Consider the following 24,374-nt stretch of genomic DNA (forward strand, 5'->3'; position numbering starts at 1 on the left):
TGAAATATTAAACTAGTCAACCTTTTTCAGGACTAGTCAGTACTACAAGAAAATCTGAGAGTAGTAAAAAATAACTGGCAGAGAACTATTTTTCAATTATTTAGATTTAAACATGAAATTTCGGAGATAATCAATAAAGCAACAAAGTTGCATTAATAAATTTAATTTTCTAGCTTTGCCGGATCATTAAAGTATATGCACATGAAAAGGACCTTTTATTTTTTGGCAGGCAGCTCACTTATTTATTCGTCATCACTTCTGAAAGCGCAGAAAATTATCCCCGAAAAAAGAACGGTAAAGGACATAGAGTCTATTCAGGTACAGGGAAAAACAAATTATAACGCTGCCAATATTTCAAGGAAAAAACTGGATTTCATTCAATCCAATACCCTGGGAGAAACATTGAGTAAAATTCCAGGAATTCAAAATTCGGGATATGGACCGAATTCCGGCGCTCCCGTTATCAGAAGCTTAAGCGGAAACCGGGTAAAAATACTGGAAAACGGAATGGCCGTGAATGACCTTTCGGGAATAAGCCCGGATTTTAATACGGATATCGAAATGAACAGTGTTCAGAATATCACTGTTTACAAAAATTCTGCATCGGTTTTGTATGGTGGAAAAGCTATTGGAGGAGCTGTAGATATTGAAACAGATTATATTGCCAGACAGCTTCCTGAAAAAAAGATAAATTTCAAAGGACTCCTTGAAGGAGGCAGTAACAGTGGTCAGAAACAGGCTTTTTCAGCCAGAGGAATTATTGCTAAAAACTGGGTCTGGACTGTTGGAGCATCCAATCAGAAACAGGAAATAGTCAGAATTCCGGGAAAATCAAAAGACGACAGATGTTATGATCCTGAGCTTGTAGGTTTCAACAGTATTTTACAGTCACTTTGCCAGATCAATGTAGATTCCAGACGTGTCCTGAACAAGAGCCTTTTTCCTTATATCAGCCAGTTTGCCAAAGATCATATGATAGAGTATGAGCTTTCGGAAGATGATCTGTATACATTCAGTTCCACGTATTACAATCCTGCTGACGGTAAATATTATCCCAACCCGAAGAACGATCTGTACATTCCTGGCCAGGATGCAGTGAAAGACCGGTACAAAAGTGAAGTAAACGGAATCAAAGATTATGTGGAAACAAGAGACGGCGAGATTCCCAACAGTCATTCAGAAAGCAATTCATTTTATGTAGGCACCAGTTATATAGGAAAATCATTGTATGCAGGAGGCGCGTATCAGAATTCTTATTCCTATTTTGGGGTTCCCGGGTATGCAATACCTAAAATACCCCAACATAGCCATGGAAAACCACAACCCAAAATAGAATATAGTCCCATTAATATCAGAAGCTTATCTCACAAAGCGATGTTTGAATCCGGTTACAAGTTTACCCGTTTTCCGATTTCAAGCATCAAACTGAACTATATGGGAGTATTTTCAAAAAACGCAGAACTTCTGGACCGTTACCGTGCCAATCAGTTTGCTGTGAACCAACATAACGGACGGCTGGAAATCACCCAGCAGAAATTACAATTTCTTACCGGAACCACAGGCCTTGAAATACAATACAGAGATATGGAAGGAACTGGAGGCCAGAGATACTTACCCAATAATATAAGCCGGGAAATCGGAATCTTTACCATGCAGCACCTTGATTTTAATTTTCTTCAACTGGATCTTGGGTACAGAAACGATCATGTACAACGCAGGGCAGAAGCAGATAGTAAGTATGTCAGAAGCCGCGGACTTTCCGGAGGAAAACACAGTGACAGAGATTTCACTCTTCACCAATTTCATAGTTCCGCACAATGGACTCTCTTTAAAAAAGGGTATCTGAAAGTACAGTACAACCATTCAGAAAGAGCTCCGGAAGTGAATGAGCTTTATTCAGGAAACAATCATTTTGCGATCCTGACAGAAGAAAATGGTGATGACAAGCTGGATAAGGAAACAGCCAATACCGTTGAAATCGGGACTGGAGTTAATCTGAAGAACCTCCGGATATCTGCCAGCTGGTATCATACCTCTTATAAAAACTATATTTATCTTGCCCACACCGGTATTTCCAGAGAAGTTTTTCTGGTAAAAGAATGGCGTTCCGATGATACGGAAATCAATGGAATTGAAGCGGAAGCTGCTTATAAAGCAGATCTCGGAAAAGCAGGAAAGTGGGAGATAGGCGGATATTATGATCTGGTAAGAAATATAAGCGTTGCCGACAGCTCCATAAGAAAATGGAGTGATGGTGATTATATGCCCAATATGCCAACAAGCCGTTTCGGATTCTCTCTGGAAGGAACTCTGCACAACTTCAGCGTGAATATCAGCTTAGACCATTACTTACAGCAAAAATATTTAGGTAAAAATATTAATCCTGAACTTCCAATGCCCGCATTTTCACTGTTGAATGCCCGTTTTTCTTATAAGGACAGCAGTCTGGGTTTAGGTAATCTGGAATATTATATCATAGGAAATAACCTACTGAATGCTGAGGCAAGACTTCAGAACTCTCAGTTAAAATTTCTCAGTCCGCTTCCCGGAATTACTATTTCCGCCGGTGTGAAAATCACCATATAAAATCAATCTGTTTTCTGCAGTTATTATTACTTAATAGCTGCAGATTTTTTTTAGGTTATCCATGTAAAACCACCTTTTAGAATACAGACTATTTCTGGTAGTTTTTACGCTGTTTTTTATACAAAAATTAATCAAAAAAAAAGAAAAAAAAGAGGGAAAAACTTTTAATACGACGAGTTTTGTCGCTGTGCGCCAGTACCTTTGTATCAGAGATAAGATAAAGAATCCCGGGAAATTAATTGTCTTACCCAAACCAATTTTAACCTTAAAACAACTTTTTTAAATTATGTGTAAAAAACAACTAATAATCATTTTTCTCCTTTTATTTTGCATTTCCTATGCGCAGAATGAATTTACTACCATCTGGAAACCCAATGCAAACGGCATTATTGATCATTCAATAAGATTCGGCGGCACAGGAACCGATTACACTATTTACTGGCACGAAGTAGGATATCCTGAGCATAACGGGATGTTTGATAATGTAAACTCTAGCAGCAGTGAGCCTTTACTTATATATTTTGGGCCATCATTCCATCCAGATCCTCTGCAGGCCACTTATGAATTAAAAGTATTCAGCGGTAACGGATTATTTTACGGGTTCAGGGCCAATACCGACATCATTCCTCCGGGTGGAAATCAGGAACTCATAGAACTCAGCCAGTGGGGAAATACGACATGGCTTCAGCAATTCGACAGAGCATTCGCCAACTGTCCCAATCTTAACGTAACGGCTGCAGATACTCCTGATTTGACACAGATAACCAGTTTATCACAAATGTTCCTAAACTGTTCATCTTTGACAGGCCATACTTCATTTTCTTACTGGAATCCATTCCGTATTACGGACATGAGCGGTATGTTCAGCGGAGCAACGCGGTTTAATCAGAATATCGGAAACTGGGATACGTCAAAAGTAACGAATTTCAGCAGCATGTTTTCTTCTGCATCTTCCTTTAATCAGGATATTTCTGGCTGGAATACGATGTCCGGAACTGATTTCTCCTCCATGTTTGCAGATGCCACAGCTTTCAATCAGCCATTAAATTCGTGGAATACAGAAAATGCGACTAATTTCCGCTATACATTCTATAATACGGCAGCATTTAATCAGCCACTTGATAACTGGAATACAGGTAAAGTGACAGATTTTGAGCATATGTTTGAAAATGCAGTATCATTCAATCAGCCCATCGGAAACTGGGATGTAAGTAAGGCTGATTATTTCGCCGGATTAAATATGTTTGCAGATGCTTCCCATTTTGACCAGGATATTTCTTCGTGGAATATCAAGCTGCAGAACTTCAACTGGAATACAATCTATTTCGGATTTAAAAATGCCGGCTTATCTTGTACGAATTACAGCAATTTTCTCATCGCTCTGAATAATAATCCTACCTGGGCAAACTCCACAATAACGTCCGGAACTATAGATGCAACAGGATTGGTTTATTCTACACCGCAAACGATGCTGGCCAGAGCGCAGCTGATCAACAAAGGTTTTAATATTATCGGAGATTCCTATATTTCAGGTTGTTATCTGTCAACAAGAGAAGCTTCCCCAAAAACAAAAACTTCCGCTTATCCTAATCCAACGACAGGAGTGATCAACGTGGAATCCTCAGTAGACGAAAATGTGTATTTATATGATAATAACGGTAACCTCATTAAAAATATATTGTTCAGAAAAGGGAAAAATACCATCGATCTGACTGAATATCCTTCAGGAGACTATATCTTTAAAGGTGATACTTTTTTCCATAAAATCACCAAGCAATAGTAGAACAGCCTAAAGGTCAGCTATTTACACCCTGCTCCAAAATCTGCGGATTTTGGAGCTTTATGGTTTTCCTCATTTTATATATAAATAACTGTGTTATATTTGTGTACACTGGAATAATCAACTGCAAACTAAAAATTCAATTCCAATATACAAAATAACAATTATGAAAAAAACAATTACTCTTTTTACTATTCTCTTATCGATAGTAAATATTCAGGCTCAGGAAAATATTGATTTATTGACCTACGAAAACACACAGGATATTAATTTCTTCAACACTATTAAAAACGGTGCTCAGGTTAAGGAATATATAACAACGAGTAAAAATAGTGTGAAGGTAGGTGATACTTTAATATTAGGATCTCCAACCTCTGAAGAGCTGAATACAAGGACTTATTCAGGAAGTTACGGAAACAAAGCAAGAGGGGGGATTTCACAATCCAGAAGTACTTCCAAAAAGACTTATGACTTTGTACAAATGGGAAGACCGGCTGGATTTGGAAGTATTATGTCTGCTATGGGTGGAGAAGCACAAAATATGGCAGATATCAGCTTAAAAAATACTAAAGTGATTGTCAGAGAAATAAAAACTTATCATAGAGGCAGCAAAAATAAGCCTTTGTACGTAGTTATGGTTTTGGGAGAAATAAATGACCGAGCTTTTGGAATCAATAAATATTTAAGCGTGATGGATACGGAGCTAGGGATTGAATCTGGTGAAATTCTTTTAAAAAATAGAAAAATGACCAGAGAAGAAGCGATTGCAAAATTAAAAGAAGCAAAAGAACTCGTGGAAATTGATATGATGAGCAAGGAGAAGTTTGAAGAATTGAAAAGAGAACTTGCTCCGATTATTAACAATAATAAATAAGAATTACACTTGTATTGATAGTATGGTCAGCAACTTTCCGGATATTTTAACGAACAAAAAGGATAATGAAAAGAAGCCAGAATTTCGAAATGTACTGTTTAATTTAAACAAAAACATTATCAGCAATGACAATGTGGAACATCTGATGACTATTTACAACTCAGCAAAACAATTAGATATTCGAAATAAAATATTGAAATTGCTTTATGACTTTACTTATCCGTTACTGAAGGATTTTTTCCTGAATGCCTATAAGAAAGAACGTTATTTGGATATGAAAATATATGCCTTACGCGGACTTTCAAATTTTATTGAGGAAAAGGAAATCACTCAGCTTTTAAAAAAATTTAACCAATCATTGGCTAAAAGACAGCAAACGACACCTTATAACTTTCAGGAGTACGAACTTTTAAAAGGAGGAAATGCTTTGCCGTACTTGGTTGAAAAATATGGTTATCCTTGTTTTAAAGAAACATTAGAACAAGTAAACAGACAATACGAGGCTATGCCTTATGCTTTTAAAGGACATTATACAATTGATGACAACGGGGACATCAAAATGCTGAAAAGCGCGGGAGAATCTACGGCAATTATGGACAGATTCTGGGAAGAGGAGAGAAGCAAGCTAAAATAGCTCATTTAAATTTTACCAAGTTGTATTAAAAAATTCAATAAAAAAAATGACAGAAAATTATATTCAATATGCGGAAGGCTATCAGAAAGATAATATTGACGAATCGGATATAGTAAAAGCTATATCAGACATTCAATTAATGGATGAAGAACATGGAGCATTTTGGGTTTCTGTTATAACCGATGACGAAAAGGTGATTGAAGTAAATAAAGACTTGTCACTTTCTGTAATTTTTGAAGAACAAGAAGTGAAATACCAAGCTAAAGACTGGAACGAAGTAACAGAATTCTTTAAGCTAATATTGGTTAAAAAATTCGATGTAATATCTGAGAGAGTAAAAAACTTAGGATGATTTTTTTGTGATTTCTTAACAATTCCATCATCAAAATAAATTTTATATTCGTAGCATAAATGGCTTTGTAAAAATTATATCAATTAAATTGAGTCTGAAAACAAAACGTAACCATCTAAAATCTAAGAATTAAATACAGAAAAAATGAGAAACACTCTTTATGCTTTGTTGTTATTATTTTTATTCACAGGCGCTAATGCTCAGGAATACTCAAAATTAATCATTGAAGCCGATCAATTATATAGGGCAAAAGATTATAAAATGTCTACGGATGTATATGGTAAAGCTTTTAAAATCGAAAGAGAAAATCCAAGTCACTTATATAATGGCGCATGCTCATCTTCCTTGGCAGGAAATACAAAACAAGCATTCAAATGGCTGAACCTATCCATAGAAAAAGGCTGGACCAATCTGAAGCACTTAAAATCTGATTCTGATTTGGATAATCTACATTCAAAAAAAGAATGGGGGAAAACAATTGAAAAGTTAGAAAAGAAAATAGCGGTCATAGAAGCCCATTATGACAAACCATTGCAGGCTGAATTACTGGCAATTCTTGAGGAAGACCAAAAATATAGAATGCAAATGGATGAAACGCAAAAAAAATTCGGTCCGCAATCTAAGGAAATGAATGACCTTTGGAAAAAAACAATGCAGAAAGACTCTCTTAACCTGTTAAAAGTAAAAAAAATATTAGATGAAAAAGGCTGGGTGGGTAAAGACAAAGTAGGCGCACAGGCCAATAGTGCCTTATTTCTTGTGATTCAGCATTCAGATCTGGAAACGCAGAAAAAATATCTACCCATGATGAAAGAAGCTGTCACAAAAGGAAATGCCAGTGCAGGTTCTTTAGCGTTGTTAATTGACAGAATAGAAATCCGGGAAGGCAGAAAACAAATATACGGAAGCCAGATAGGAATCAATCAAAGTAATAATACTTACTATGTTTTACCTTTACTAGATCCTGATAATGTAGATAAAAGAAGAACAGAAGTTGGCTTGGGTCCAATCTCTGACTACGTTAAAAACTGGAATTTAGCTTGGGACGTTGAAAAGTATAAAAAAGATTTACCTGAATTAGAAAAATTAAATAAGAAGAATTAAATCAATAGAAAACTTCTGATCACAGCAGTTTACAAGATGGCGGATTAAGGGTGTTAAAATTCTTTAATCCGCCATTTCTCATTAGCACAACTTTGAATAGAGTTCTGTATTACCTGAAAAACCCGATATTAAGATCAGGAGAGCAAAGTAATGAAACCTAAGATGTTCTGTGAATCTTTGAAACCAGAATAATATACAATTTAACATAATATAAATTATAGGATTTTTATAATAGAAGTGAAATAGACCATTTATTGTCTGAGAATCCGTTATTCTCAAACTTTTCCTACCCAATAGCTTTTAACGAATTCTCGGAACTCTATTTCTGTTGTAAACCTATCCGGAAAATCTCCGGCTTATCGTCATCCAATTCTTTAAAATTTTGGTAAGGATAAAACAAAACGAAAAATTTTATTTCAGAGCTTTTTACAACTTCTCCTAAATCTTTTTTCTTTATAAGCCGTACAGCTCTTCATAATATTCTGAATTTTCTCTAAGCGATGTAAAACTCATTTATTGAAAAAATATGAACCCTGTGTCAATTCATGGTCAGAAAAATATAGTTTTTAAATTCAAATAATTTCGCTTGCCATTGACCGGTTGGAAATCCTTAATTTCTACTAAAGGGAAAATTTTCCTAGCTCAATTGTTGAAAAAAATTTGTTGTGGAGAGTAACCCTTGTCAAGGTTCAAAACCTTGACAAGGGTCTTTAAAGGGTCTTCGATCATTAATTATAACTTAACTCCTTTTATATTATGTTAAATTACCCAACAGGAAATTTAGAAGGAAAACCATCTCCTGAAATATAGTTTCCATCATGTTCATCTACCCCTTAAAAATACGAAAACTTGCCACATGACAGTTTTTATTCTGTAAAAACAAAATACCTTTATCCTAACCAAAATATCACCGATATGAAACCTAAAATGATCTGGGCCAATCTGGCCGTAACCGACCTTGAACGCACACAGAAATTCTATACTGAACTGGGTTTCAGGCCCAATAATCCACATACATCCAATGAACTGGTAAGTTTTTTTATGGCTGGAAATGAATTCATTATTCACTTTTTCTTACAAACTGTTATTGAAAACAACCTGAAAAGTATGAAGTTTGGAGATCCCCACTACTCCAACGAAATCATATTTACCCTTTCTGCAGAAAATAAAACTCAGGTAGACAATTGGGCTGAAGAAGTTAAAAAAGCTGGCGGAACCATAGTGTCAGAGCCTGAGACTTTTGGAGACAATTACTACGGTTTTGTATTTGCAGATCCGGATGGACATAAGTTTAATGTATTTTTTATGTAACCCTTTACAAAAAACAAATAATCAGGCTGAAATACAATTTGCCCATATATCTCCTCTGTTTTCAGTCAGATAGCATAGTTACTGACTTGATAAACACGGCTTATTTGGGCACCTGTATCGCTTTTTGTATAATTGACTAATATTTAACACTTTGTATGATTTAAAGGTTTAAGTTTTATTTTAAACTTCTGAACTAAAGTGGTTAAAAATGATAGGTTTTATGACTTTATGGTTTTTGTACAGCTTACATACGTTTACTATAAAAACAAAACCGGACACTTAAATAATTTTAAATGTCCGGTTTTTATTCTAAGTGTATGTACTACCCGTTCAATCCCAAACTATTATACAGCTGCACCTGCCATATTCCCAGTACTTCTTTAAGCATCACAAAAGTAAATGCTGCGTTATAGCTGTTAGGAAACCAGGTAATTTCCGTATCTATAAAATCTGAAGCTTGCGGAACGGGATTTACCCCAAATGTCTGAAACAAAGCCACAGACCTTTTCATATGAAACCCGGAAGTCACCAGATAGACATCAGAAGGAGCCATCTGTTTAAGGATCTTGCTGGAATATTTTGCATTTTCATAGGTATTCATGCTTTTGTCTTCTTTGATGATATCAGCATCCGAAACCCCCATGTTTTTAAAATTTTCGCTGAAGAGTTCTGCTTCACTTGTATGTCCTCTCCCCTTTCCTGAAATGACTATTTTACAAGGCAGATTATTTTTCCTGTATTCATGATACAGCTGATAGGCGGTCACCAGTCTGGAATAAGACAAAGTATGCAGCTTTTCTGTTTGGTTAAAATCTACAACGCCGCCACCCAATACAACGATAACAGGATTCTGAGAAGCCCCGTTTTTATTCGCAATAGTATTCACATAACTTTTCTGCAGATATTCTGCGGTGAACTTTCCGAGAAAACCGTTCCCTATAAAAATGATCATTAAAACGGCAACAATGCCAATTCCTATCCGTAGATTTTTACGCTTGTTTTTTCTTCTTAAAAGTGCAATGATAACCACTGCGAGAAATACTAAGAAATAAGGCTCTGTAAAAAGCTGGATCGTACGAAACAAAAGGTCTAATAAAAACTTCATCTTCAAATAATATTATTTAATACCTGCAAACATTAAAAGCCCAAAGATAAAGCAATTTTCTGAGTATAACTTTTTACAGCAGCAAACCATCCAATATAATCAGGATGATTTCGTCTTATTTTTCTTTTGATTTTTTCCATTTATTTTATACATTTGCATACAACACACTTTTTAGTGTGTTAAATAAAATACCTACCCCAGTGAAAAAGCAGAAAAGTATCACCGTTTTGATGACCGTACTCCATATATTTTTGGAAAGGCATTTTTGTAAAGGAAAAAACAAAAATTCTTCCTCACGTATAAAAAAACGATTTCTACTTTAAAAAACTGAAAGCCAACCTGATCTGTTTTTAAATCAAAAACAAGAGATCTCACTGATAATTTCCGGACTGTATTTATTACAAAACCTTAACAGATTTACTGTTAAAATTAATGTTGCCTCAATGCAATATGGCCTTTAAAAAAAGTACATTTGCTGAAAACTATAATACAACATCTGTGAAATGTCAACAGTCCTCAAAACATTTGTAGCTTATCTTAAAAGGCCCCCTCTTTATCCTGAACTGGGCAGAAAAATTATCAAAAACACATTCAACAGAAGAAGTCCGTCCAAAGGAAAAGCCAGAGCAAATTTCTGGGCTGCATCCATAGCCGTTTCTCAGGAAGAGGTGATCTCCAGACTTTTCTCCCGCAATGCTGATCATTTTGGATCTGCTTATGCCGATATCCTGCAAAAAGCCAGTGTAAAAGAAAGAGAATGCCCTGTCAAAATGGGTGAACATGGTGCATTGGAGCTTATTTATTATGCATGTGAATTCACCAAAGCACAAAACGTTCTTGAAACCGGAGTAGCTTATGGATGGTCTTCACTGGCGATATTGCTTTCGCTTCAAAAAAGAAACGGCACACTCTATAGTTCAGATATGCCTTTTCTTGCTCAGAATGGAGATCAGTATGCAGGATATGTTGTTCCTGATCATCTTAAAAAATACTGGAAGTTATTCCGTTTTGCCGATAGAGAATCTCTGCCTAAAATTTTCAAACAGGCTACCTCATTTGATGTTTTTCACTATGATTCCGATAAAAGTTACCACGGAAGAATGTGGGCGTATCATCAGATCTATAAAAAACTGAGACCTGGCGGAGTGTTTATCAGTGATGATATCGGAGACAATTCCGCGTATCAGGATTTTTGCAACCGAATGAATATCAGCACTTGTGTTGTAGAATATAATGGAAAATATATCGGGATTTTTGTAAAAGAATATATTCCACTCATCAGAGCTAAATAACGCAATTGATGAGATAAAACTATACTTAATTTAAAAACCATTAAGAAAGCGGTAAGCTGTTAAGAATATGAAGAGAGCACAAAGACATTCATGAAGCCTTACCGCTCTATTTAAAAAGCACTAGTGACCGAAACGAATCTTAATCCTTTTAACCTCTTCCTACAATCTTAATGGTTCAAAATAAAAAAACTTTAATTTTAAAAATTTAAGCCTCCTGATGGTTTAAAACTAATATTTTCACTCATAGCTCACTTCCCTTTCCAAAATAATCTGGTTTCTGCTTACGGTTACCAATATCTTATCTCCTGCCTGAAAGCCACATTGCTGTACCCACTTTCCTGTAATTCTTATTTCGGGAAAGTACACGATTCTGCCATACGCCCTTGAAAACGATTTGAGGAAAACCGTAAGGTTACGATTGTGCAGTTCATTATATTTGCTGCTGTTCATTCTTCTTTTTCTTTTCATCTTTGTTATTTTTCAACAAATGAAGGGATAATAAGAAGGATAAACCATCTGGATAAAGGATATTTTATTCAGAAAGACGGATATTTTAGAATAGTATTTATTTTAAAACAGAGCATTATTTTTTTGTTCTAAAGCTTTATATTTGTTATTATGAGTTACACAGATATGCAAAATAAAAAAATACATCAGGGTAGAAATATAAAGCGTTTCCGCGAAATGCTGGGCATCAAACAGGAAGCTCTGGCTTTTGAGCTGGGCGACGACTGGAACCAAAAGAAAATTTCCCTTCTGGAACAAAAAGAAACCGTAGAATCCGATATTCTGGCACAGGTAGCCCAGATTTTGAAAGTTCCCGCGGAAGCGATTGAGAATTTTGATGAGGAACAGGCGGTGAATATTATAGCCAATACTTTTCATGAAGGTTCAGTTGCTAACAACTCTGGCTATTTTAATTGTACCTTCAATCCCCTAGATAAAATGGTGGAGCTTTATGAGCGTATGCTGGAGCAGCAGCGGGAAATGATTGAGAAATTGGAAAGATTGATTGAGAAAAGAATATAACTAAACATACTTTATAAAAATAAATAATGATTAATTTATAATCTCTATATAGACTTAAACCAAATATTAAATGGCTACCAAAAAAAAAACGACACAACCAGAAAAAATATCTACACAACTAATTGTTGGTAAAGATTATTTTAAAGAAAAGATAAATGAGCGTATACAAGCTGGAACTGAAATTTATAATAGACAGATCCAGACTCAGCAACAATTAGAAGAAGCCAAAAATGATTATTACAATTGGAATGATTATAACTCAGAGCTTTTGAAGCAGTCATTTAATAATGAACTTAATGAATATAAAAAAAGATATGATGATGTAAATAATTTCTTCGGAATTTTGATAGGTGGTAACGATCAAAGAAATGAATTGAAAGATTTTAGGGAAAAATTAAATAATAAACTTACAAATCTTAAACAAATTGTTGCTAAAATTGATTTAATGAAATCTGAAGTTCCTGACCAAATTACAACTGGTATTACAAAAACAGATAGCAAAGAAATAAATAACGATATCTTTATTGTACATGGACATAATAATGAAGTAAAAATAAATGTTGCTAGAACATTAGAAAAACTGGGATTAAATCCGATAATTCTTCATGAACAACCAAATTCAGGTAAAACTATCATTGAAAAGTTTGAGGAACTATCAAATGTTGGTTTTGCAATTATCCTTTTGACAGATGATGACTTAGGAAAAGCAAAAAAAGATGAAAACTTAAACCTGAGAGCTAGACAAAATGTTATTTTAGAAATGGGATATTTTATCGGAAAATTAGGTAGGAACAGAGTATGTCCTCTCTATGCAAAAGGAGTAGAATTACCTAGCGATTTATACGGAATACTCTACACTGAGATTGATAATGTAGAAAATTGGAAAATACAAATTGCCAAGGAATTAAAGGCTGCAGGATACGAAATTGATGTTAATAAAATCATTTAATGCCAAGAAAAGACCAACTATTTATTAGCTGGTCTTTTTTAATAAGTCTTTTACATGACTATAATAATTCTTATGCAAAAATATTTCAAAAAAACTTGCGTAGCTAAATAACTACACATATATTTGTAGTCAAATAACTACACGATGAATTTAAGAAGAGATGTATTTCAGGCGATAGCGGATCCTACGAGACGGTCTATATTGATGTTGGTGGCGGCACAGTCGATGACGGCGGGAGCTATCGCTTCCAATTTTGATACGGCAAGGCCTACCGTTTCAAAGCATCTCCAGATCCTTACAGAATGCGAACTGCTGAGATCTGAACAAAACGGCAGAGAAATTATCTATCACCTTAATCCCAATAAAATGAAAGAAATAGCCGATTTTATAGAACCTTTCCGCAAAATGTGGGATGAGAAATTCAATAAGCTGGAAAGTGTGATGAAAGCGTATCAGAATAGAGAGGTGTGATGCGAGGTGCGAGATACGTGTTTCGGGATATTGGAATTTCGTAGTATAAGTTTCGAGATGGGATTGGATAAATGAATGGCAATTTAAAGTCAAAATACCTCGAATTTCTTACCTCGAACCTCGCAAACACAAAACCCCGAACCCCGAACCCCGAACCCCGAAACCCGAAACCCGAAACGCGTAACCCGCATCAAACTCTCCCACTCTAACACTCTCAAACCCTCAAACTTAAACACCAAACTCAACATATGGAACTTAAAACAAAAATCCACGCAGAAGACGGCAAACAGGAAATCTTCATCATCAGAGAATTTGACCTTCCTGTAGAACTGCTTTTCAAGGCATATATAGAACCTGAACTTTTCGAGCAATGGATGGGAACGAAAGTAACCAAATTCGAAAACAAACCGCACGGAAGTTATCGCTTTGAAACTTTAAATCCTCAGGGTGATGTGGTTTTCAGTGCCAACGGAACCATTCATGACATCGTTCAGAATGAGGAAATTATAAGAACTTTCCAGATGGAAAACACGCCTTTTCCGGTTCAGATCGAGTTTTTAACATTTGAAAAATTAACCGATACCACCAGCAAAATTACCATCCAAACCATTTATAAATCTGTAGACTTCAGAAACCAGCACCTGAAAATGCCATTTGCACAGGGCATTAATATGGCGCATAACCGTTTGCAGGAATTGTTGGGTGGAAGGTAGCAGATTATAGATAATAGACGAAGAGATGATAGACAATGGGCAACAAGGTTTAAATTGTGGGCATCAATGTCAATAGTGAATTTTGCTTTGCAAGTGAATCGTCAATGATCAGTGAAGGATAACAACTTTAAACATCAAACTTTAAATTTTAAACCTTAAACCATTACTCTCCCACTCTAATACTCTCTAACCCAAAAACCCAGAACTATGAATCCAAAAGTCAATTTTTTCTTCGAAAATGCCGGACAATGGCAGGAAGAATTTGAGAAATTAAGAACGATTGCTCTTAGTACAGAACTTACAGAAGATTTAAAATGGGGCTGTCCCTGTTATACTTATGAAGGGAAAAATATTTTCCTGATCCACGGTTTTAAGGAATATTGTGCGCTTCTCTTTTTTAAAGGAGCTTTAATGAAAGACCCGGACCATATCCTGATTCAGCAGTCTAAAAATGTACAGGCGGCCAGACAGATCCGCTTTACAGAGGTAGCGCAAATCAATGATCTGGAAGATGTTCTTCGTGCTTATATGTTTGAAGCCGTTGAAATTGAAGAATCGGGCGCAAAAGTGGAAATGAAGAAGACAAAAGAGTTTGAAATGGCTGAAGAGTTTCAGGAGAAGCTGGATCAAAATCCTGCATTACAGGAAGCTTTCAAAGCATTAACTCCCGGAAGACAAAGAGCTTATCTGCTCCACTTTTCTTCTGCCAAACAGTCTAAAACCCGTGAAGCGCGCATTGAAAAATGCATTCCACAAATCATGGACGGAATAGGATTAAACGACTAATTATATAAAAAAACAATCATGAACACACCACAACCTTCACAAAAAAGAACAAAAATAATCTATTGGATATTTACCCTATGGATGGCTCTGGGCATGGTTTCAACAGCTATTGTCCAACTGATGAAAAACAAAGATGAACTGGCCAATTTTACCCATCTCGGCTACCCTTCTTATCTGATGATGATCATTGGAGTATGTAAAATTCTTGGCGTTATTGCCATATTAATCCCTAAACGACTAATACTGAAAGAATGGGCTTACGCAGGATTTTTCTTTGTGATGTCAGGCGCTGTTATTTCCCACCTTATCGTTGGCGATACAGCCGGCAGAACTTTTCCGGCAGTATTGTTATGGGTACTGGTTATTATTTCCTGGTATTTTAGACCTGCAGAAAGAAAAATTACTATCGTTGATTAATCGTTTTAAAATTGAAATAAATAAATTTTATCGAAGATAAAATCTTTGCGTCTTAAACACTCCTCAATAACAAAACTTGCGCCTTTGCTATTTCCAACAACACAACACAACACAACACAACACAACACAACACAACACAACACAACAAAATTTGACATGAAAAATAAACTAACCCCGGAACAAACCAACGAGCTTTTAAAAACATTAAAAACCCGTTTCGAAAAGAATATGAACCGCCATAAAGACCTGAAATGGGAAAAAATCCAGCAAAAACTGGAAGCCCATCCCGAAAAAATCCGGTCTTTATATGAAATGGAAACCACAGAAGGCGAACCCGACGTGGTAGATTATAATAAAAAAACAGATGAATATTCTTTCGTTGACTGCTCTCCCGAAAGCCCAAAACGCCGAAGCTTATGTTATGATTATCAAGCCTGGGACGCCAGGAAGGCCAACAAACCGGAAAGCAATGTCATCGACACCGCTAAGGAAATGGGAATTGAACTTTTGACAGAAGAACAATACCGTCATCTTCAGGAATTGGGAAAATTTGATCAAAAGACTTCAAGCTGGATCAAAACACCACCACAGATCCGTGAACTTGGAGGTGCTGTTTTCTGCGACAGACGCTACAATTCCGTATTTACGTATCACAACGGTGCAGATTCTTATTATGCAGCAAGAGGTTTCAGAGGAATATTAAAAGTATAAAGGAGATAATCAAATGGGATCTCTCAGCCAGGGAGATTCCACACTCCAGAATATAATTTTTACGCCAAGATAGTTTTCGGCATATTCTGTAAATTCTTCTTTGGTGAAAGGCTTTCTAGTTTTCAGATTTGTATACGTCAAGGTCGGCTCCTGAACGGCCATTGCTACCAGAGAAAGTTTTCCTTTGTACTGATTAAAAAAGGGATAAGAATTTTTCATTTGGGCTTTCTTATCCGGAACAATATCAGGTCCGCCCAGTCCGATATTATTCTGGTAAGCAAAATCGAAAAGTCTGGACATGTATTGATGGTCATTTTCCCATTCACAGGGAAAGAAATTAACATACTGCAAAACATAGGATTCACGGAAAGCACTTTTCGCAAATTTAAGATTTTCCAGTTCAGCCTGAAAATAACGGTCACAGCTGAAACCTGTTTTATCTTTCTTCATATCAGTGCTTCCGGCTACTCAGCAAAGGTCCGTAAAGAATTTGCATTAAAGCAATTAGCCGAACTTCTGGGTGAGAAAGCATTGGAACCAATCAGCTACTATGACAAAGTTTGGACGGATGAATATATTTCAGGAGGTCCTCAGATGATCAGCAGACCTCATCAAAACAACGGGCATCCGCTTTTACAGTTTGGATACCTTCCAACACGGAAACATCTGCGGAGTTTCAGGTTATATGGAAGGAGCCGTTATTTCTGCAAAAAACATTGTTTCAACGTTGAAAAAATTTTGTTTATAAATTTTCTAAATTTTAATATTAATAGATTATAATTGATTTCTATTAAATAAGCGAGGTTGCCTGTATACAGACAACCTCGTTTACTTTAATAAGTATGTAAAATAATACTTAAATATCTGGCTTTAATTAATGAGTTCAGTAATTAATCAATAGTAACAGAATCAAATCCGGAAACTTGTAATTCATTAGGTATAGGAATGTAGGACCAACAAATTATATCCATTTTAAAACCTTCCACAGCTTGCCATTTCTGAAGCTCAAAGTCATAATAACCCAGATCAAAATTATCTAAATCTTTATCGTACAATAAAACAGTTCTGGAAAATTGCTCTCCTTCTACCTGGGTAGGAAATTGATCCACTGGATTAACTTTTAATTCTGCATTCATAATTATAGTTGTTCAAATAGTAAATCTAAAAGATTTGAAAAAAATTGATAAACCTAGGTTTTACATTTTATTCTTAAATACCTTTTTCCATTTAGTGATCGTATTACGACTGAGCTTAAAATAAGATGCTACTTGCGTATTATTAAGCTCATTAATTTTTTGAAACAATAGTATCTCTAAAATAGCTTTTTCATCATAAGATCTAAGTTTTTGATTAAAACCATCCGACTCATCACTGAAAAGTAAATAATTCAATTTAATCACATCTAATGCAGATAAAACTTTCTTTTGCAGGTATACTTCACATATAACTTTTTTTTCTGGATATTTTAGTTCAATAAGATCTTTGTAGATTCTATTATAATTGGGATATCTGTTCATTTCTGATATTTTTTTATCCATTTATACAAAGTTGTCTTAGGTATACAATATTCCTCAATAATTTGAGACTTTGTTTTGCTACCAGATGCAATCAGTTCTAAAATAAAATAAATGACTTCCTTTGAATAAATACTTTTTCTAAAAACTGGCAACTCTGTTTTATTCTTTGAAATCTGTGATCTTTTAGATGGTGAATACAAAATCAAATGTTGCGAATATATACGAAAAAAGTCATAGTCAGTTAATTTGGAAATCCTAAGTAATAAATCAGTGTCAATACTAGTCGACCTATATATTTGTTTTAAATCGGCTTCCATAATATTCAAAAAACTGCAGATACGGGATACTTCTATCCCGTTCTCTGCAATTTTCTGTTCTATCATTGGTCCAATCTGGATGGTTTTGAAATTCATAACAAAAATTAAATAGGCACATATGTAATAAAAAGTGTTGAGTCTGAAGCTGTCTTATACTGTTGATTTCCACTACGGAGACATCTCGATTCTATGGAAATATTACATCCTGTGGTAGTTACATTACCTGTTTTGACCGTTACTGGGCTTGCTGCTTCAGTTACATACACTATGCTCACCCGTATATAATTGATCTTTTGCTTTTAACTGATTACCGGTAAGTCTTGGGGCTATTAAACCATCTGCCTTTTTTATATCAGTTTCAAAACCATGAATATCGAGGCTTGCTTTGGGCTTTGAGATGTTGATCCCAATCTGAGAATACAGAAGCGTTCCATACAGAACCGCTCCTGTTTGAAATAATGTTTTTATCATTTATAGAGGTTATTGTGTTTTTTAATTTAAGAGTAGGAAGAAATAATTCTTGCCCCTGCAAATATTTTTATCAAGGCACAGATAATTGTTGTAATGAGAAATTTCTGGATTCCACTAATGAATTAGGATGAGCAATCTGGACACTTGTTGTAGGCTGATTACCTGCCCCATAATTCATAGTTAAGTAAATACGATCCCCTGCATTCAAATGCACAATGCAATTTACATTTATTGGAGTATTGGCAACCTGGGCAATTTCATTCATAATATTATTTCTGTTTCCACCTATAATGTTTGTCAGTGATGTCCCATTTTTTGTAATATTAAGGTTAATACCTGTCCATACATATATACCCGAAGGAGCTCCTCCACTAGAAAAATAGGCAGCGCCCTCTATTTTGTAAACACCGGATTCAATTATCTGCCAATAATCACCAGCATCATTCCAAGAGGCAGATCCCCCTTGGTTCACAATAAGGTTTCCAGAAGTAAACGGAATAATTTGAGGAATACTATTGTTAAAATTAGTAAGTGCTGTTCCCGTATAAGTAACAATATCTGTAGCCCCAAGTGCCGCAATTGTAGAAGTTGTTTTATCGATGAAAGTAGATAGCTCCCATGTTGTTCCTGACGTAGTACCTTTACTGATAAGCATTGCATAGCCGCCAGGATTCAATTTAAAGCTCGCCACTCCGGTACCACTTTGGTTATCTATCAGTTCCGAGCCGCTGGCAGCTACCGTCAGCTGCGCTGTACCTGTATTTTTAATATAATACACCCTGCCAAGTATATTTCCCTGTGCAGGAGCTGCAGCTGTTGCGATCGGCAATGTAAATGTTCCAGCCGTACTGCCACTGAATGCCATGTAAAAATCATTGATTCCTAAAGTAGCAGAAGTAGAGAAAACTTTATAAGTCCCTGCTAAAGAACCATTAATAGTTAAAGTACTACCTGGAATTGTAGTATTTATTCCAACTTGCGCATATAATATTGCGTTAAAAAGGAATAGGCTAAAGTAAATAAAAGTCTTTTTCATTTCGTTATTTTTTTAGAAAATTTTACATACCAAAATGTAAGTTACTATCTTACATTCAGGAATTCGCTAAGAAATCACTGTCTCTAATAACAGAGGGAAATTGACAGGAATATCCAAATTTTGCGATGTGCTAGATGTGTTTTCAGAATCTTTTAATTTTTGAACTTAAGTTTAATGTCTCAAAATAGACTGGATTTTGTTTCTTTCATTATTTCTTTGTTTTTTGATTAATAAAATTTAAATTGAATTCCTGAAGCAGCTCATTGTGGTTGACTGTGGAACAAATGTATTTAGTAAAAATCAAAAAATTCATACTGCATTTATACTTCAAAACACAAATAACTGATTATCAAATTAGTTGGTAAAAAAATGAACTGAAGTCAGAAATCATTAATCCATTTATAGAGATCAATATCCCTGGAAAGGTTCAATTTCTTTCTGAGTCTATATTTTTTTGATTCAGCTGTTCTAACTGATATGTGATCATAATCTGCAATCTGTTTATTGGAAAAGTTCAGTTTAAGAAATGCACATAACTTCATATCATTTAAGTTCAGATCTGGATACTTCAAGATGAGGGCGTCATATAAATTTGGAAATGAATCTCTAAACTTAAGCATAAAAGACGGATCTGACTGCTTAGCCAGCGCGATCAATTCTTCATACGTGTATGATGATCTTTTTAAAGAACTTTCTGATTTATTTACTTCCTCTATCATCAAAGAATCCTTACTCTTTTTCCATTGTCTTGAAAATTTGAAAATAAAGTATCTGATGACCACCACCAAAACCAAACCCAAGATGATATATAAAAAAATAAGATTCTCTTCCTTTCCTTGTTCTGCCTGTTCATTATCTTTACTGTTAATAAGCAAATTCACTGCAGCATTATCTTCTTCCTGCAAGCGGTCATTAAGCACTGAATATTTTTTTAAATATTCATTCTCTAGTTTGGAAAGCTTTAAACCATTATAGGCTTCAGCAATTAATTTGTAAGATTCAAGAGTTCCGTTATCCAGGTGGGCTTCTGATGTAATATTTACTGAACTGATTAAATATTCTAGAGCTTTATTATAATCCTTCTTTTTAATGCTCAACTTTCCAAGAGCCCTAATTACATTAGCTTTACCTTCCATAGGAATCTGTTTGGTAATCAGCAGTTCATTTGCTTTATTAATATAAAATTCTGCAGAATCAATGTTTTTTCGCTTAAAATGCCTTTCAGCAATTGTAATATATAACATTGGCATAGGTAATTTCATACATTTCCGCTCATTACGATAGACAGAATCCATAATTCCCAGATATTCAAAACTGTTTCTTTTCCAGTCATAAATGCTGTAAAGCCTATATTCTTTTTCTTTTTTATCTTTAATCTTGTGAGCTATCACAAAAGCATCATCAAAATATTTGATTGCCTGCTCGTGTAATCCCAGAGAATTATAGTTGGTACCATAAACAAAATACAGATATGACTTAAGTCCATAATCATCCTCATCCCCTAATTCCTTCTCTGCTTTTTCAAGCATCTGAAGACTCTCTTTGTTTTTTTTCATCACATTGAGTACAGTGGCAATATTCAGATAACCTCTTATTTCACCTTTTTTATAATGCAATTTTTGACATTCTTTCCGCAATTTAGTTTCTAATTGTACGATTTTATACAATTCACCACGCATAAGGAGTTTACTAACCGATTGGGTTTGTATACTGTCAATTTTAGCTATGGTGATTTGACATTGGAAATAACTGATTAGAAAAAATGACAGAACAAAAAAAATGTTTCGCAAATGAGTCATAGATATTAGAAGATAGGTTAAAATAAGTTGTAAGTAAATAGCTAGTAAATATAGTTTGAATGTCGTTTTTTTTCAGCTATTAATGGTTAAATATTTTTTATTCAGAGTTTCATGTTTTAAACTATTTTTGAAATAAATTATTGCCCTAAAAAGCATTTGGAAATATAAACAAATGTTTTTTTGATAGTTGTTTGCTATTGTCATCATAAAGAAGAATAGTACACTTAAAGTTTTGGTGAATAAAAAACAAAGTGTACTATAGCAACTAAAATTCACCTTTTTTCATATGACTTTCTAAACAGTAATTGATAAGTGTTACACAATTAATATATTTATTTTTATAGGATTTCACTTATAGTGCAGTATAAATAATATGCATAAATGCATCGTTATGATTATAGCTAGGTGCGCCAATACCTGCTTTACTCTCACAATAAATAACATCTCCTGCATTAAGCAACTTTACATACGTTCCAGATAGTATATAAATATTTCCTGCCTGAGGAGCCCCGCCGAAAGTCCAAGTACCATTACCTGCATGGATATAAAGTCCATAATTTGGTGGACTAGAAGCATTTTCCAGTCTTACTCCAGCTACAATATGATATATTCCTGTTTTGGCTACTGTATAGCTGCTATTAGCAGAGTTCCAAGTACCTGCGCCTGCAGAATTAATATTGACCGTCCCAAATATAACTCTGTTAGCAACACCATTTCCAGGCAGAGTTGCACTACTGGCAAATTGCTCAGCATTAAAAACATTATTTGGAGTTTTTAAGGTGTTAATAAAGTCATTACTGGTAATCTGTGAAATAACTCCAGTTCCGTCAGAAAGCAACATATTAGAACTTCCAAGCGTAGTTTGTGTCGGTAACGAGCGAAACCTAGCATTGCCATTTACATCCAATGTGTTGGTTGGAGCATTGGTTCCTATACCAAGCTTTCCAAACTCATCTAATGACATTTTAGGGCCGCTCGCATTTCCGCTAGTGTAGAAATCCATTTGCGAACCCAAAGTCGTTGGAGAATCTGCTTTTGATACCGCAATAGCTCCTAATGTCCAACTGCCAGTATTAACATAACCATTAAAATTAAGAAATCCTGCAAGTTGCCCAACCGGAATATTAGTGTTGCCATTATATCTAGTCAAACTAATACTTGCTGCATTAGTACCTGTGGAATTGATCATAACGTTAGTTTGAGCGGATTCAAACTTTCCATTTCCTCTTACATCAAGCTTCTCAGTCGGTGCTGAAATACCTACTCCAACTCTATTATTGGCGGCATCTACTGAAAAAGTATTTCCGGCTACAGAGAATGCATTAGGCTGAGTTGCAGTAAATGCCAAAGTATTGGCTCCCTGTGTTACGATTCTGTTACTGCTAAGTGTACCATCTGCAGTATAAATATTGACAGGAGTTGCACCTACAGTTCCTCCATCAGTAGATCTCCATCCTCCATTGCTGTAGACAAATTCCAGAGCTTTTGAATTTGGGATTGTAACCCCATTAAGTGTGGCACCAAAACCACCTGACGTGTTGTTAAAAATAACAAGTCTCTGTCCAGCATTGGGTGCTGTTGGGGCTGAAATTGAAACAGTTGCTGTAGCAGACCCTGTAAGTTTCACCTGACTTATATTAGCCGGAACGGCAGCCGTATTGCCAGCAACATTTACTGCTGTTTCACGATTGGTGATGGCTCCATTAACATCAAGTGTGGTACCTGGTGTTGTCGTATTAATTCCTACATTGCCAGTTTGTGCAAATAAAGATAGACTTACTAATGACAAACCAATTGAAAATAAATTTTTTGTGTTCATTTTTGAATATGTTTTTGTTAAGGGATAATTTAAATATCTGTCTATATCAAGCATTCAGTTCTTGTTTAAATGGCTTTGTACTTATTCCAACTTGGGCTAAATACAATCCGTAAAAAAGAATTATCAGAAGAAGGTAATTTCTTACCTTTCTAATGGGTTCAATTTTTTTTAAAATAGTCGGGAGTTATGATTTAGATGTGTAATAAAATTATAAGAATTTCTTTCATCAATCCTTACTGCATTTATACTGCAAATCATAAACAACTGATTTTCAAAACCATTTACCACTAATATGGCTCGATTTGATTTTAATAATTAAATTTAAACTTGGGTCCTAAGGGATTCACTGAAAGCAGAACTTCCTATTCAGCCAGAAAAACAAAATGTTGCTTTCAATGATTTGAGAAATATACAATACTGATGATTGGTCTGAAAATGAGTAATTTGACCTGTAAATCAGCATCATAATAATAGCAGTATAAAAGCAGTAATATTTTTTTGTTCTAATTGGATAAATTTGTTCTGGAAATTAAAAAGGCAGCTATTATATTCAACCGTACAGATTCAGTAGAATTTAGCCATTTCCAAAAGATAGTAACAACCGGCCCAATTTTACACCTACTCTAGTATTGATCCTTCAGAGAACTGAAATGTAATAATTTATCCAGCAAAAAGTTGTCCCTGGCGATGATACAAAAATTATAAATCATAACTTCGGAAACGGAACCGTTACTATAAATGACTTGTACTTCATTCCTTTCACTGACTTGGATCTATTGATTATTTAGAACATATCCTCATCAATTTTAGTTCAACAAAGCAAAACCCTTTATACGACAGAACTTGACGTATTAAAAAGTTATCCACCAAAAGTAATAAAATAAAGAAACCTCTTGGGACATTAGGAGGTTGAATACATCTCATCCGATATTGAAGTAATCGAACACTTAAATATATACCTCTAAAAATGAGAGTCAACTACAGATTTATTAGTTCATAAATAATCCACAATATTCACAACTGACTAGTCCTGAAAAAAGTTGAACTTTTTGAACTTTCCATAACTCAATGTTTCTATAGTTAAAATTAAATTTAATTGAGTTACGAGACAGCATGAAACATAACGCAAAACATTGAATTACATTTACTTTTTTAAAAAAAACCTAAAAAAAATGGTAATGATTTGGTAACCTGCTTTTTCATTTAGAACTTCTTTAAGTAGCTTTTCATTGCACCATTCCAATTTTACTATTCTCCTAAAATCCTTTATTCATGTGAGATTTCACCCGTTTTTACATTTT

General features: G+C 34.9%; 24 protein-coding genes. 15 read left to right on the forward strand and 9 right to left on the reverse strand.

Annotation, left to right across the window (positions count from 1 at the left end):
* Positions 1–201 precede the first annotated feature (201 nt).
* From V0410_RS04360 to V0410_RS04390, 7 genes are all read left to right on the forward strand, one after another.
* Positions 202–2,586, forward strand: a complete 2,385-nt coding sequence (locus V0410_RS04360) for a TonB-dependent receptor (protein WP_330746474.1) — start codon at positions 202–204, stop codon at positions 2,584–2,586.
* A gap of 286 nt (positions 2,587–2,872) precedes the next feature.
* Positions 2,873–4,366: a BspA family leucine-rich repeat surface protein gene (locus V0410_RS04365; RefSeq protein WP_330746475.1), complete on the forward strand. Its 1,494-nt coding sequence runs from the start codon at positions 2,873–2,875 to the stop codon at positions 4,364–4,366.
* Between the two features lie 166 nt (positions 4,367–4,532).
* Positions 4,533–5,240: a hypothetical protein gene (locus V0410_RS04370; protein WP_330746476.1), complete on the forward strand. Its 708-nt coding sequence runs from the start codon at positions 4,533–4,535 to the stop codon at positions 5,238–5,240.
* A gap of 22 nt (positions 5,241–5,262) precedes the next feature.
* Positions 5,263–5,874, forward strand: coding sequence for a hypothetical protein (locus V0410_RS04375; RefSeq protein ID WP_330746477.1), 612 nt, complete (start codon positions 5,263–5,265; stop codon positions 5,872–5,874).
* Positions 5,875–5,920: 46 nt separating this feature from the next.
* Positions 5,921–6,226, forward strand: coding sequence for a hypothetical protein (locus tag V0410_RS04380; RefSeq protein WP_330746478.1), 306 nt, complete (start codon positions 5,921–5,923; stop codon positions 6,224–6,226).
* Between the two features lie 144 nt (positions 6,227–6,370).
* On the forward strand, positions 6,371–7,330 hold the full coding sequence (locus tag V0410_RS04385) for a DUF6624 domain-containing protein (RefSeq protein WP_330746479.1): 960 nt from the start codon (positions 6,371–6,373) through the stop codon (positions 7,328–7,330).
* A gap of 849 nt (positions 7,331–8,179) precedes the next feature.
* Positions 8,180–8,641 (forward strand): VOC family protein, encoded by a 462-nt coding sequence (locus V0410_RS04390; RefSeq protein WP_330746480.1) that lies wholly within the window; start codon positions 8,180–8,182, stop codon positions 8,639–8,641.
* Between the two features lie 322 nt (positions 8,642–8,963).
* Here the strand turns inward: V0410_RS04390 and V0410_RS04395 are convergent, their stop codons facing one another.
* A complete protein-coding gene (locus tag V0410_RS04395; RefSeq protein WP_330746481.1) occupies positions 8,964–9,746 on the reverse strand; it encodes a YdcF family protein in 783 nt (260 codons plus the stop codon).
* 503 nt (positions 9,747–10,249) lie between these two features.
* On the opposite strand from V0410_RS04395, the gene V0410_RS04400 reads away from it, so the two are divergent.
* Positions 10,250–11,038: an O-methyltransferase gene (locus tag V0410_RS04400; RefSeq protein WP_330746482.1), complete on the forward strand. Its 789-nt coding sequence runs from the start codon at positions 10,250–10,252 to the stop codon at positions 11,036–11,038.
* Positions 11,039–11,275: 237 nt separating this feature from the next.
* On the opposite strand, the gene V0410_RS04405 is transcribed toward V0410_RS04400, so the two are convergent.
* The gene (locus tag V0410_RS04405) at positions 11,276–11,506 is read right to left on the reverse strand and encodes a SymE family type I addiction module toxin (protein WP_228406585.1); all 231 of its coding nucleotides are present in this window, start codon (positions 11,504–11,506) and stop codon (positions 11,276–11,278) included.
* Between the two features lie 150 nt (positions 11,507–11,656).
* Here V0410_RS04405 and V0410_RS04410 point away from each other — a divergent pair, with 150 nt between their 5' ends.
* The 7 genes from V0410_RS04410 to V0410_RS04440 all read left to right on the forward strand — a co-directional run bounded on the left by V0410_RS04410 (position 11,657) and on the right by V0410_RS04440 (position 16,114).
* Complete coding sequence (locus V0410_RS04410; protein WP_330746483.1) at positions 11,657–12,067, forward strand: helix-turn-helix transcriptional regulator; 411 nt, start codon at positions 11,657–11,659, stop codon at positions 12,065–12,067.
* Positions 12,068–12,137: 70 nt separating this feature from the next.
* On the forward strand, positions 12,138–13,016 hold the full coding sequence (locus V0410_RS04415) for a nucleotide-binding protein (protein ID WP_330746484.1): 879 nt from the start codon (positions 12,138–12,140) through the stop codon (positions 13,014–13,016).
* Between the two features lie 144 nt (positions 13,017–13,160).
* Positions 13,161–13,487: an ArsR/SmtB family transcription factor gene (locus V0410_RS04420; protein ID WP_330746485.1), complete on the forward strand. Its 327-nt coding sequence runs from the start codon at positions 13,161–13,163 to the stop codon at positions 13,485–13,487.
* A 248-nt stretch (positions 13,488–13,735) separates the two neighbouring features.
* Complete coding sequence (locus V0410_RS04425; protein ID WP_330746486.1) at positions 13,736–14,200, forward strand: SRPBCC domain-containing protein; 465 nt, start codon at positions 13,736–13,738, stop codon at positions 14,198–14,200.
* A gap of 207 nt (positions 14,201–14,407) precedes the next feature.
* Positions 14,408–14,986, forward strand: coding sequence for a YdeI/OmpD-associated family protein (locus V0410_RS04430; protein ID WP_330746487.1), 579 nt, complete (start codon positions 14,408–14,410; stop codon positions 14,984–14,986).
* Between the two features lie 18 nt (positions 14,987–15,004).
* Positions 15,005–15,403, forward strand: coding sequence for a DoxX family protein (locus V0410_RS04435; RefSeq protein WP_330746488.1), 399 nt, complete (start codon positions 15,005–15,007; stop codon positions 15,401–15,403).
* 156 nt (positions 15,404–15,559) lie between these two features.
* Entirely contained in the window at positions 15,560–16,114 is a 555-nt protein-coding gene (locus tag V0410_RS04440) for a DUF4256 domain-containing protein (RefSeq protein ID WP_330746489.1), read from the forward strand.
* Between the two features lie 9 nt (positions 16,115–16,123).
* Here the strand turns inward: V0410_RS04440 and V0410_RS04445 are convergent, their stop codons facing one another.
* The 7 genes from V0410_RS04445 to V0410_RS04475 form a co-directional block, all read right to left on the reverse strand.
* Entirely contained in the window at positions 16,124–16,564 is a 441-nt protein-coding gene (locus V0410_RS04445) for a hypothetical protein (RefSeq protein ID WP_330746490.1), read from the reverse strand.
* 440 nt (positions 16,565–17,004) lie between these two features.
* Positions 17,005–17,250 (reverse strand): hypothetical protein, encoded by a 246-nt coding sequence (locus tag V0410_RS04450; protein ID WP_330746491.1) that lies wholly within the window; start codon positions 17,248–17,250, stop codon positions 17,005–17,007.
* Positions 17,251–17,310: 60 nt separating this feature from the next.
* On the reverse strand, positions 17,311–17,652 hold the full coding sequence (locus V0410_RS04455; RefSeq protein WP_330746492.1) for a helix-turn-helix domain-containing protein: 342 nt from the start codon (positions 17,650–17,652) through the stop codon (positions 17,311–17,313).
* 548 nt (positions 17,653–18,200) lie between these two features.
* Positions 18,201–18,419, reverse strand: coding sequence for a hypothetical protein (locus V0410_RS04460; protein WP_330746493.1), 219 nt, complete (start codon positions 18,417–18,419; stop codon positions 18,201–18,203).
* Positions 18,420–18,489: 70 nt separating this feature from the next.
* Positions 18,490–19,455, reverse strand: coding sequence for a hypothetical protein (locus tag V0410_RS04465; RefSeq protein WP_330746494.1), 966 nt, complete (start codon positions 19,453–19,455; stop codon positions 18,490–18,492).
* Between the two features lie 380 nt (positions 19,456–19,835).
* Positions 19,836–21,071 carry a helix-turn-helix transcriptional regulator gene (locus V0410_RS04470; RefSeq protein WP_330746495.1) on the reverse strand — a complete coding sequence of 412 codons (1,236 nt, stop codon included), beginning with the start codon at positions 21,069–21,071 and terminating at the stop codon, positions 19,836–19,838.
* Positions 21,072–21,606: 535 nt separating this feature from the next.
* Positions 21,607–23,127: a hypothetical protein gene (locus V0410_RS04475; RefSeq protein ID WP_330746496.1), complete on the reverse strand. Its 1,521-nt coding sequence runs from the start codon at positions 23,125–23,127 to the stop codon at positions 21,607–21,609.
* Positions 23,128–24,374 lie beyond the last annotated feature (1,247 nt).

The organism is Chryseobacterium sp. CP-77 (genome assembly GCF_036362765.1).
Taxonomy (GTDB): domain Bacteria; phylum Bacteroidota; class Bacteroidia; order Flavobacteriales; family Weeksellaceae; genus Chryseobacterium; species Chryseobacterium cupriresistens.